This window comes from Peptoclostridium sp. AF21-18, assembly GCF_003478825.1.
Taxonomy (GTDB): Bacteria; Bacillota; Clostridia; order Peptostreptococcales; family Peptostreptococcaceae; genus Peptacetobacter.
In genome coordinates, this window is sequence record NZ_QUGE01000012.1 from 1 (window position 1) to 11243 (window position 11243).

Consider the following 11243-nt stretch of genomic DNA (forward strand, 5'->3'; position numbering starts at 1 on the left):
AAAAAATACTCCAATCGTTAGATTCTTAAGTCCAACAAATTGGAGTACCTACAACTTCGCTGAACTGCTCCCCTCGGGAACGAGTTTGTCAAGATGATTTTTGTAAGTTTTCTAAATTCAAATATTTATCCGCTGAAAAATCTCCCAACATCTCGTGTCTGCATATTTCTTGAAACACCGTATTCAAAGGCTTCTTCGCACTTTCCGATTGCTTCACATTTACAATAAAAGTGGTTTTACCTATTCGTGTTGTATAAGATAAAGTGTTTTCTTTCATATCGTCCGTTTCTCCTTTTCATAAATTGACTGTGGGGCATTCCGTTTAGAACACCCCACAAATACAGCCTGTTTCATCTGAACATATCAAGAAGTCATTAAGTTGCAAGTACAATGGAAATGGTTATCTTTCCATACCACGCTTGTTTCTTCGTGCCTTGATACGCTCCTGTCTTTCTTTTTCCCTTGCTTCTTTTTCGGCTCGTTCCTGTGCTTCCTTAAAAGAAAAAAGTTGCTTCACTTTTTCGGTAAAAAGTTTAGCAACTTCGGGGAAATGCTCCAACGCTTCAAGAAAAGGTCTGCACTTTTCTTTCAGTTCGTTGTATTTGGTTTTCATTCTTTCCAGTGCATTTGCACTGTCAAAATATTTCTGTCGGTAATAATTTGCACTCTGCTCCAATTTATTGATTTCCGCACGACTGGTAATGCCCTCTTTGGCAAGGGAAGTCAGCTCAGAATAATCCTCTTTGGAGATTGCCATTTTACCTGTGATTGTTTTCTGCCCCATACTGTCAATCTCGTTTAAGGTTTTGGAAATATGACGGGCAGGCTCATACTTAACCTGTTCCTTTTGAATACGCTTCTGCAACTTCTCCAATCGCTCTTTATCCTGTTTGATTTGATATTGCAGGGAAGTCAAATGCTCTGCCGTACTTCCGTATTCGCCACGCTGAAAGCCTTTGAACCCTTGTTCCGTCATATAGTGAAACAACTCATCTTGCAGTATGCTGTACGAAGCTCGGAACATCGGTTTCCCGTTCTTTCTTAGCAATGGATTTCCTTTTTCATCGGTCAGCGGAATATCCGATTTCCATTTCTTTGAATGGCTTATCTGATTAACAACCGCCTTGACCGTTCCTCGCAGTTCGGGGTCTTTGCAACGCTTACTCCATAAGATTTCTTTCTCCACCACAGGCAGAACCATAGCGTGAAGATGATAGTGGTAAACCTCTTTTCCAAGTTCTTCGGTTGCCGCTACATTGATTTCATCAGCGTGCATTACTGCCGATATAACATTGTCAGCACCGAATTTTTCTTCGATGAAATGATAGGCTTCTTCATAAAACTGCTTTGCGTATTCATAACCACCGTTACGCTCGAAGTACATCGTGTTCACATCAATCACAATCTCATTAAAGAGTGTTGCGTCTTTCCTTAACCCACGAAGCGACACCTGCCCGTCTGTTTCCATCTGCTTTAACTGTTCCATATAGGTCGGGGCAGTCGGTTTTTTGAAATGCACATTAAAGGGTATTCGTTCCACAATTACATTCATATTTTCATAGGTTTCATTCTTGCGTTCGTTGTGCCTTTCCGCCTTGCTCACATCAGAAGCGGTGTACTGTTTTACCCTTGCACAACTCATATCTGCCTTGTTGGTTTTTGCCATTTTACTCTCCTTTCCAGACAGGGGCGAAGCCATTACACAACATTCTTTGAATGTGTGTAACCCACTATGACACTTTCAGACTTCGTCTGCAAAGATGTCGTGGGCAAGGGAGTTCCCCCTTGACCTCCTTATGATACCTCAATCATAAAAACAGACTGTCCACTCATCAGACAGCCTGCATTATTCTCTCGGTATATCGCCCATCGGCAAAGACCAGTACCACAGAAAGCCTTTCTTTTTGGAGATAACTCCTGCTTTCTTCTTTGCCTTTTTGATGGTCGATTTCTTGAACCCTGCGGCTTCAAGTCTTTCTTCGCAATCCGAAGAAAGCATTTCTCCGTCTTTCAGCATTTCCAAAAGAAATTCTTTTGCCTTGATTTCCTTATCGTTCGGTCTGCCCATTTTAGGGGCAAGGGATTGGAACGCTTCTTCTGCTGTCATTTCCATTTCAGAGATAAAGTCCACTCCTTTTTCTGCAACCTCAAAGAGAATTGCAGAGCCTGTCGGGGCAAGGTTGGATTTCACTTGCACCATATATCTTTCCGCTGGTGCTTCTTTGTTCGGTGTGCGTGTGATTGCAAGAATACTTCTTGCAGCACCCGCAATATCAATAGAACCATTGGTACGATAAAGTGGATTGGTATCTCTCATCTTGTTCATATGAGCGATAATCACGATTGCACAGCCAGTATTCTTCGCAACCGCAATCAGATGATTAAACTCTGCTCGTGTTTCGTTGGCATTGTTCATTGAACAGTTCTCTCCGATATAGGAACTCATCGGGTCAAGAATTAAAAGTTTTGCGTGATACCTTTCGATTGCTTCAGCAATACGGTTATCCCCAAAGGATAAAGACTTTTCATCTTCCTTGATGAAGATAAGATTTTCTCCATTCCCACCGGCTGAATTAAATCGGGGTACTACCGTATCGTCTGCGTCATCTTCCGTTGTCTGATAGATGATAGTCATAGGCTCGGTTTCTTCCGTTTCAGTAAAGGGCAGAGGTTCGCCCTTAGAGAGTAGGGCGGCAATGGAAAGCATTAACTTGCTTTTTCCATCGCCCGGATCGCCCTGCAACAGCGTAACCTTGCCGAACGGAATATACGGATACCACAGCCATTTCACTTCTTTCGGTTCGATTTCACTTGCCTTGATAACTTCAAGAGGTACATTTACATTCATTTCATTTTCCGTCTGCTTCATTGTTCTTCGTTCTCCTTTTCGATAAATACTTCGGGCAAAGCACTACGATACAGCGGAAACTCTGCTTGCAGTCATTACTGCACTTTCTGCAAAGTTCGTTGTAGGTAATGCGATTTCTTTCATTCAGAAACAACGCCCACTCTTGTTTCCGTTTCTTGCTCATTCTCGGCATATCAATCCTCCTTTCCGCCTGAAAACAAAAAAACCACAGGGAAGATACTTACTGCCTTGTTTCTGTCATTTTTCGGGGCGAAAATCGGGCAAAATTGCCTTTCTAAGCCTTTCAAAAAATCACACAAGGTATTCGTACTAACCTGTGGTTATGTATGAAATTGTGGGGTTTTGGGTAACAGAAAACACCGTATTTCTACGATGTTTTCTGTCACATATATTCTATTTAAGATACTGACAAACTGGGATTGTCTAAAATAGTAAAGCCGTACCGCTTACTATTTTTTCTTTTACTGCTGAAACAGTATCTTTGATTGAATGCGTCATTAACTTGTTTCATTAAATCATATATATCCATTTGTACCACCATTTATAAAACTTTCTTTATTTTATCAACTTGTTCTTCTACTTCTTCCGGATAGTTTTTAACCATATCATCACTTCCTTAATTTTTCATCTTTGCGAGTTCTTATATAAATCTCTTTTCTACCTTTTTCTATAAAATCAGGTCTATTATTTTTAATACCATATACAATAGTTTCTATTGGATAATATTGTTCTACAACATCTTGATATTCCTTTGCTTTTGAAATATCAATATTTCCGTATAATCTTAATATATCTTCTCCAAAAGACACGCCAATTTCTTCTTCACTATCTTCTAGCAAATATATGAAATCACAGTATTCATCTATAATTCCAGAATCTCCAAAATCTATTACACCACATAATCTATTTTCATCATCAAGTAATAAATGATTACAACTAAAATCATTATGGCATAAGCATTTTTTACCATCAAATATAGTTGTACTATTTAATCTTTGCATAAATTCTTCTACATATTGTTTTTCAATATCAGTAAGACTATCATATATTGTTTCTTTAAGTAATTGATATTCTTCTAAAACATTTTGTTTATTGTCTATCGTATATGAACTTATTTCACTATAATCTAAATCGTGCATTTGTCTTAAAAACATAGCAATATCTTGCTTTAATAATTCTTGCTTTTCTTTTGATAAGGCAAAATATATTTCTGGTGTTAAAAAAGTTCCTTTAATTTCTTTATATCCTAAAATAGATAATTCTTCACTTATATATGAATATTCTATATTTGGTATTTTAATATTTGTATTTAATTTTTTGTTTAGAAAATCATATATTGCTTTTTCTTTTTCATACCCTTTTTTCTTATTAGCACTAAATTTTGTTTTAAATATGTATTCTCCATTTACTAAATATGCTACACTATCATATCCACTACCAATTACCTTAATACTTTCAACTTTAAAATCTTCAAAGTAATGTTCTATTAAGTATTTCATTGCTTTAACATTTGTAACATTATCATCATACCTATATTCCATTAAATAGCAATCTTCTTTTTTACCCTCGTGCAACTCGTGTTCTGGCAAATCTTCAATTATTCTAAATCCAGATTTCTGATATGACCTAATTGCTCTTGGATTATTCTTATGAGGGTCTAAAATAACTGCATTAGCATTTCTTTCTTTTTTTAAAAACTCAAAAATCATTTTTGTATATTTTGAGCCAATGCCTTTACTCCAATATTCAGGTTCTCCTATAAACTGATCCATTCCATAAACTATTTCATTTGTTTTTGGATAATGATAATCAGAATAAAGTTCATCATACATTTTATATACTTGTCCATATCCAATAGGAACATTATCATATTCTATAATTACTCTAAATACTTCATCTTCCCATTTTTCAGTATAATGCTCTTTTAATGATTCTAATGTATATTTTTTATCTCTACCACCATAAAATTCTAATACTCTATCATCAGTTAACCATTTTAGCATTAAAGGAAAATCATCATTTGTCAAAGTTCTTATTCTTATTTTATCTTGTACTATTTCCATTAATTTTCCTCCCTAAAATCATACACATACACTACTTCATCATCTGCGTCATTTATTCCTCCTGCTTTTTCATAACATTTACAAGCAGAAATATTACTTCTATTTGTTATTAAAAACATTTCATAACAATCAATAGTTTTAGCATAATCACGAGCAAATGATATTAAACCTGTTCCATAACCTTTGCCTTGAAAGTCTGGCATAACATCAATAGCGTCAAGATAGAATACTTTTCTTCCATCTGGTTTTAATAAAATATAACCAAAAGCAAAACCTACTATCTTATTATTTATCTTTGCAATAAATCCAAAATCATTTTTATTATCTATAAATTTTTTTAAAACATCTACATTATATTTTGTATTTTCATCATCAACAAAATCTAGCATAAGTTCCAAATCTTGTTCTTCTAATAATTTATATTCCATCTATCTCAACTCCATCTACTATTTTATTTTCTAATTTTATTAGTATTTACACAATCATTAATTAAACTAATTGCTTCCCCAGCAAATTCCTTTAATCTTGTATTATCATAACTATTATTTGTATCACTTAAATAATCTTCCATAGCATTTTTAATAACATCATTATAATTTGAATCCATATTTTCTAATGCCCATTTACCACCATCATATTTTGATAAAGTTAAATCATCTCTGATTAGTGCATAAAATCTACAAAGGTTTAAAATACAATATACGGGATTATTCACAATTTCTTCTACACAATCTAATGTATCAGAATAATTGGAATCAATAATGTATTCCTTTGGTACTTTTGAAAACACTTCTTTTGATGGCTTACCAAAATCCATCTTATCATTTGGAACATTTATAACATTGAAATGACTTGCTAGATCAGGGTCAACTTTATAATCATCATTGATGACTATTGTTTTATCTTCCTTATATCTTTCTATCCAATCTCTGCTACCGTGAAGTTCGTAAGGTATTGGATGTTTTATATTTCTACAATTATCTTCTAGTACAACACTAAATTCAAAACCTTTTTTAGAAATAATTGCTCATTTTCTAACATTTTATCCCAAATAAATTGTTTTGTTTCTGAATTTATTTTTTCTTTTACAACTATAATAAAGTCTAAATCAGATTTATTCGGATTAAAACTTCCTAATCTTAATGAGCCGTGAAAATAAACTCCAACATAATTATCTTGTAATATTTCTTTAACCCATTCATTAACTTGTTTCATTAACTCATATATATCCATTTGTACCACCATTTATAAAACTTTCTTTATTTTATCAACTTGTTCTTCTACTTCTTCCGGATAGTTTTTAACCATATCATCAAAATCAGCAATTTCACGTGCCTTTATTAACATTGATACTCTTTTGATTAAATCTTCATCTGTATATTTATAATAACTTAATACCTTATTTATAAAACCTGTTCCTAAATAATAAAGTGCAGCAATATCATAAGCAGGATCACCCATACCAGAGCCTTCAAAATCCACTATTCCAACTAATTCGTTATTATCGTTAAGAATATAATTCTCATACCATAAATCTCCGTGTATAAAATGATAATCATTAAATGTTAATAAATAGTTTTTATATTCATTAAACCAAGATAATATTTTTTCATAATTAGATTCACTTAAATATTCTTTTAATTCAATAACACTTTGTTCAGTTATTTCTAATTCATTTTTTATATATTCATCTTTATCAAAATCAACTCTTATTTCATATAATTCATCCATAAATTCAGCGAGTTTTTTAGCAATATTATCTAAATTAACTATTTCAATATGTTCTTTTCTAAAAGTATGTCCTTTAATCATTTTATAAATTAATGCGCCATTTGGATATTCTTCGCAAGGCTCAATCAATTCAATAATTCTTGGTATTTCCAACGATTTAACATTACTTATTTGATTAATTACGTTCACATATTTTTGATAGTTTTTATATGAATTTTGATTTACTCCATCAAGTAAAATATAATCATCATTTATAATATATGCCTTACTATTAAAGCCTTCATTTATGTATTTTCTACTTATAATATCCATCTTTGCACCTCATTCTTAATAACTAAATAGAGTCATAATAATAAACATTTTCTGGCAATTCTTGATTAGGCAATTTGAATGTTCTAATTTTAACAAACTTACCACCAATAATTGTCTAAAATAGTAAGGCCGTACCGCTTACTATTTTTTCTTTTACTGCTGAAACAGTATCTTTGATTGAATGCGCAGTTGTATCTATAACATTTAATTCATAGATTCCTAAATTGGAAAATTGATTCCACATTGTTTCAACTAATTCAATATTTGTTTCTCTGTCTAACTTTGAGCGTTCGATAGCTCGCTTCATGGTTTCTTCTTTACTTGCCCTTAAAACGATATAGTGTACTTCATAATGCTCTTGAACAATGTTGAGCCACGGCTCTAAAAACCACGGTCCTACAATGCCATCTACAATTACATCATATCCACCACGAGCATATCGCTTCGCAGCTTCTAAAAACGCTTCAATGACAATCAAATTTTGCTCATTTGATTCTGGCAAATGCGGTGGTATTGCCCCTTTACTCAAATAATGATAAAAGTCATCTGTGTGCATATGTACAGACTTTTCCAAATCTGATTCTTTTGCAACAACAGATGCCGTTGTAGTTTTTCCTGTCCCCGGCGCACCTGTGATTACAATAATTCTACCTTGATTCATCTATATTTTACCTCCACAACTTCGGATTTATCTCGCTGATTTAGACGTATTGTACCATATTTTTGTGAATTTTTCAACTTAGCCACTTCGATTATACTCACGACTTAATAACTTCTTAAATACTTCCCGAAAAAGAAAAACTGCCATCCGTTAAGACAGCAGTTCCTTTTCGGCTGGTATGCTATTAAGAATACACAATATCGTTCAATACAATCTCATCTGCACAGGCTCGGATATTGTTCATCAATCCTATCCATTTCATCATATCCTTTCCTTTCAGTTCTTCCGTCACACCCTGCTTTCTTGCCATTTCCTTTATCAGATACTCCGCCATATCACACGCCGAAGTATCAATATCGGCAAGGTGTTCATATAACTTTCCGCTTGTAAGCAGATTGATATACAAGATTTTCCTGTGTTCCCTTAAATATCTTTCCCTCATTCTTCCGTATTTTGTGAGAGTGGGCGGTTCTTCGTTTTCTATCGTCAAGCAGGGATAGTAATAATCTCCGATGAGTTCGTACTGGATACCGGTTCTTTCGTCTGTAATAAATCTTTGCATTTTGATTTCTCCTTTTGCTTCTTATGGTAAAATTCCAAAGATTTTTCGTTGTGATTTTGTTTTTGACATTCTTCGGAACAGAATTTCTGCTGACTGTGTGTAGGCCAGTAGGTACTGCCACACACAGCACAGACACGCTGACGATAATAATGATTTCCTTTTTCTGCTTCTCTGTCGTCTTTCTTTTGGTCTTGCCTTGCCTGATAGCAACAATCCTTTGAACAGAATATCTGTCGGTTGCTTGTAGGTACAAACTCCTTTTGACAATGGGGGCATACCTTTGCTTTTACGATTTCTCCACCGTTTTCAGCGAGTTTTTTCGCCTTTCGCTTCTCTCGGTAAACTTTTTCACGCTCACGCTGTTTTGCCAGTCGTTCCATTTCAATCTGTTCTTCCTGTGCCTTGATTTCAGCAAGTTCTTCTTCTGTGTAGGCAATATCGACCTGCCCCACATAGTTGAAATAAATATCAACCTTTTGTGTCCTTGCTTTTCCCACACCCTCTGCTTCATAAACCACAATCTTGTCAATGAGTTCGGCAAACATCAAATCGGAAATTTCTGTCGGCTCTTTGCACTTGCGTATCAAAGAAATGAAATGCTTAATATCAACCGTATTCGCCTTTTCTTCGGTCAGTTCCTTTTGCATTTCCTCAATTTTCGTTTCCAGTTCAGCCTGCTCATCATCATACTGCTTCATTAGTTGCTTGTACTGTCTTTCGGGCAGTAATCCCGAAACAAGATTTTCATACAACCCACGAATAAGTTTTGACAGTTCATCGTATCGCTTCTGAAAACGCTGCAACTCCGATTTATTGTGCTTTGGCTTTTCTGTCTGCTTTTCGTTCCACAATACTTGAAGTTCCTTTGCAAAGGCTTCTTCGTCATTCAGAACAAATCTTGATAATCGTTTTACAGTCGATAATATCAAGGCTTCAACATTATCAGCACTAATCGAATGGGCAGTGCAGGAGTTTACTCTGCTGGCATACCCACCGCAACGGTAAGAATACTGTAACGAACGGTCTTTTTTACTGTAATGCGTTTGCAAGGTCATTCTTCTGCCACAGTCAGCACAGAACAGATAACCGCTTAAACGATTGCTGTGCGTTCCTCTTGCCGCTGTTCTGTTGGCTCGTTTCTTTCGCTTCTGAACGCTGTCCCAAAGTTCCTGCGAGATGATAGGCTCGTGCGTATTATAAAATACATACTGTTCATCTTCATCGGTATTTTTCCTTTTGTGCAGTTTGAAATTGGTGCTGACCGACTTACGCAAAACAGTATGACCAAGATATTCCTGTCTGCTCAAAATCGCTCTTATGGTTGACATTCCCCAAGTATATGGGTCTGAAAACTTCGTTCCATTATACTGTTCGGGGTGATATTCCTTTGCGTGTGCTGCCGGAATTAAAACCTTTTCTTCGGTAAGCAATTCAGCGATTGCTCTCGGACTTTTGCCCTCGTTGGCAAGCAGAAAGATACGCTTTACCACCTCAGAAGCCACAGGGTCAACGACAAGCGTTTGTTTGTCGGTTGCTAATCGGTTATATCCATAGGGAATAGAACCGCTACATCGCTTTCCGTCTTTCATACGGGCATCAAACACAGCCTTGATTTTATTGCTTGTGTCTTTGGCATACCACTCGTTCATTATATTCAAAAACGGGGCAAAGTCATTATCCGAAGCATTGTTGCTGTCAATACTGTTGTTTATTGCAAGAAAACGGACATCTTTCTGTGGGAACAGAACTTCCGTATAAAAGCCGACTTGCAGATAGTTTCGTCCTAATCGGCTCATATCCTTAACAATAATCGTTGCGACATTTCCTGCTTCTACTTCCTTAATCAGTTCTTGAAAACTCGGACGATTGAAATTCACACCCGAAAAACCATCGTCAGTAAAATGGCGAATATTCGTGAACCCATTTCTGCGAGCATAATCTTCCAAGTATTTCTTTTGGTTGGTGATTGAATTTGACTCACCATTGAGGTCATCATCTCTTGATAAACGCTCATAGAGTGCTGTAATCTTTGAAGTCCTTGACATTCTCTTATCCTCCTTTCTTTATGTAATCTGTTTTGGTATTAAAAGTATTACTCCCTCTACCAATAGGAGAAAATAGGGATACAAAGCGGAACTGTTTTTCAAAGAATCAAAAAAATATTTTTTGAAATTCTGCAACCGACTTTGATAACCTATTTTCAATTTAGGAACGCATTATTTATCGTCCTACTAAAGTATAGCCCTCTGAGTGGACAAGTGAAATAAATAAATTCACTTTAAACTTAGAAGGGAGCAATTTTTATGCCTAGAAGTAATGTAACCGCAAAACAAAAATTGGATGCAGTAAAAAAGATTCTTTCTGGCGAAGAAAGTAGAAGGCACATTCGGCAGATTTATGGTGTAGCTCATTCTTCTGTCGAAGAATGGATTTTAAAATATCAAATAAAAGGAGAAAAAGCTTTTAGTGATAAATTTCAAAAAGTTGAATACTCAAAAGAAATAAAAGATGCAGCAGTTAAAGCGTATTTAAATGGTGATGGTTCACAAAATGAAATTTGTAGAATTTATGGACTTAATTCAAGAAGTCCCCTTGAACAATGGATAAAGGAGTATAATAGTAATAAAGAACTAAAATCTTCTAAATCCATTGGAGGAACTATTATGACTAAGAATAAAAAAACTAGCTTTGAAGAAAGAGTTGAAATTGCTCAATATTGCATTAAATTTGGACATAGTTACAGCGAAGCTGCTGAAAAATATAACGTATCATATACACAAGCACGTAGCTACGCTCTTAAATATAAAGAATCTGGCAAGGATGCTCTAAAAGATAAAAGAGGAAAAAGAAAATCTGAAGATCAACTAACAGAAGTAGAACATCTTCGCAGAGAAATAAAACGATTAGAAAACGAAAAAAGACAGGCTGAAATGGAGATAGCTTTATTAAAAAAAATACAGGAAATAGAGAGGAGGTGAGTTTGCAGAGAGTACAAAATAATTATATATACACAGCTATAAAAGAAGTGCATGAAAAACATCATTA

At 34.9% G+C, this 11243-nt stretch carries 11 protein-coding genes and 1 pseudogene; 1 reads left to right on the plus strand and 11 read right to left on the minus strand.

From position 1 onward, the window contains the following. Positions 1 to 400 precede the first annotated feature (400 nt). From DWX74_RS06490 to DWX74_RS06540, 11 genes and pseudogenes are all read right to left on the minus strand, one after another. The gene (locus DWX74_RS06490; RefSeq protein ID WP_021391154.1) at positions 401 to 1666 is read right to left on the minus strand and encodes a plasmid recombination protein; all 1266 of its coding nucleotides are present in this window, start codon (positions 1664 to 1666) and stop codon (positions 401 to 403) included. A 180-nt stretch (positions 1667 to 1846) separates the two neighbouring features. Then, a complete protein-coding gene (locus DWX74_RS06495) occupies positions 1847 to 2869 on the minus strand; it encodes an AAA family ATPase (protein ID WP_004452858.1) in 1023 nt (340 codons plus the stop codon). A gap of 608 nt (positions 2870 to 3477) precedes the next feature. Next, positions 3478 to 4368: an APH(2'')-If/Ih family aminoglycoside O-phosphotransferase gene (gene aph(2'')-I / locus DWX74_RS11250; protein WP_251825164.1), complete on the minus strand. Its 891-nt coding sequence runs from the start codon at positions 4366 to 4368 to the stop codon at positions 3478 to 3480. A 39-nt stretch (positions 4369 to 4407) separates the two neighbouring features. Then, a pseudogene (gene aac(6')-I / locus DWX74_RS11255) lies at positions 4408 to 4932 on the minus strand (AAC(6')-Ie family aminoglycoside N-acetyltransferase); the annotation flags it as partial. Next, entirely contained in the window at positions 4932 to 5360 is a 429-nt protein-coding gene (locus tag DWX74_RS06510) for a GNAT family N-acetyltransferase (RefSeq protein WP_004452860.1), read from the minus strand. The gene DWX74_RS06510 and the pseudogene aac(6')-I, both read right to left, overlap by 1 nt. 23 nt (positions 5361 to 5383) lie before the next feature. Next, positions 5384 to 5749, minus strand: a complete 366-nt coding sequence (locus tag DWX74_RS06515; protein ID WP_118549250.1) for a DUF4111 domain-containing protein — start codon at positions 5747 to 5749, stop codon at positions 5384 to 5386. A 167-nt stretch (positions 5750 to 5916) separates the two neighbouring features. Further along, positions 5917 to 6165 carry a nucleotidyltransferase domain-containing protein gene (locus DWX74_RS06520; RefSeq protein WP_199647590.1) on the minus strand — a complete coding sequence of 83 codons (249 nt, stop codon included), beginning with the start codon at positions 6163 to 6165 and terminating at the stop codon, positions 5917 to 5919. Between the two features lie 12 nt (positions 6166 to 6177). Continuing rightward, positions 6178 to 6975 carry an aminoglycoside phosphotransferase family protein gene (locus DWX74_RS06525; RefSeq protein ID WP_004452867.1) on the minus strand — a complete coding sequence of 266 codons (798 nt, stop codon included), beginning with the start codon at positions 6973 to 6975 and terminating at the stop codon, positions 6178 to 6180. 115 nt (positions 6976 to 7090) lie between these two features. Next, positions 7091 to 7636 carry an AAA family ATPase gene (locus tag DWX74_RS06530; RefSeq protein WP_004452869.1) on the minus strand — a complete coding sequence of 182 codons (546 nt, stop codon included), beginning with the start codon at positions 7634 to 7636 and terminating at the stop codon, positions 7091 to 7093. 184 nt (positions 7637 to 7820) lie between these two features. Then, the gene (locus DWX74_RS06535) at positions 7821 to 8198 is read right to left on the minus strand and encodes a TnpV protein (protein ID WP_032511034.1); all 378 of its coding nucleotides are present in this window, start codon (positions 8196 to 8198) and stop codon (positions 7821 to 7823) included. Then, entirely contained in the window at positions 8123 to 10243 is a 2121-nt protein-coding gene (locus tag DWX74_RS06540) for a recombinase family protein (protein WP_118549252.1), read from the minus strand. Before DWX74_RS06540 ends, DWX74_RS06535 begins: the two co-directional genes overlap by 76 nt. A gap of 258 nt (positions 10244 to 10501) precedes the next feature. Here DWX74_RS06540 and DWX74_RS06545 point away from each other — a divergent pair, with 258 nt between their 5' ends. Next, positions 10502 to 11176, plus strand: coding sequence for a helix-turn-helix domain-containing protein (locus tag DWX74_RS06545; protein WP_118549253.1), 675 nt, complete (start codon positions 10502 to 10504; stop codon positions 11174 to 11176). Positions 11177 to 11243: the final 67 nt, after the last annotated feature.

What these genes read in the sequence shown, in the direction of transcription:
- DWX74_RS06490 (WP_021391154.1), bottom strand. Translation starts at nt 1,666, where the DNA reads ATGGCAAAAACCAACAAGGCAGATATGAGTTGTGCAAGGGTAAAACAG.
- DWX74_RS06495 (WP_004452858.1), bottom strand. Translation starts at nt 2,869, where the DNA reads ATGAAGCAGACGGAAAATGAAATGAATGTAAATGTACCTCTTGAAGTT.
- DWX74_RS06510 (WP_004452860.1), bottom strand. Translation starts at nt 5,360, where the DNA reads ATGGAATATAAATTATTAGAAGAACAAGATTTGGAACTTATGCTAGAT.
- DWX74_RS06515 (WP_118549250.1), bottom strand. Translation starts at nt 5,749, where the DNA reads ATGGATTTTGGTAAGCCATCAAAAGAAGTGTTTTCAAAAGTACCAAAG.
- DWX74_RS06520 (WP_199647590.1), bottom strand. Translation starts at nt 6,165, where the DNA reads ATGGATATATATGAGTTAATGAAACAAGTTAATGAATGGGTTAAAGAA.
- DWX74_RS06525 (WP_004452867.1), bottom strand. Translation starts at nt 6,975, where the DNA reads ATGGATATTATAAGTAGAAAATACATAAATGAAGGCTTTAATAGTAAG.
- DWX74_RS06530 (WP_004452869.1), bottom strand. Translation starts at nt 7,636, where the DNA reads ATGAATCAAGGTAGAATTATTGTAATCACAGGTGCGCCGGGGACAGGA.
- DWX74_RS06535 (WP_032511034.1), bottom strand. Translation starts at nt 8,198, where the DNA reads ATGCAAAGATTTATTACAGACGAAAGAACCGGTATCCAGTACGAACTC.
- DWX74_RS06540 (WP_118549252.1), bottom strand. Translation starts at nt 10,243, where the DNA reads ATGTCAAGGACTTCAAAGATTACAGCACTCTATGAGCGTTTATCAAGA.
- DWX74_RS06545 (WP_118549253.1), top strand. Translation starts at nt 10,502, where the DNA reads ATGCCTAGAAGTAATGTAACCGCAAAACAAAAATTGGATGCAGTAAAA.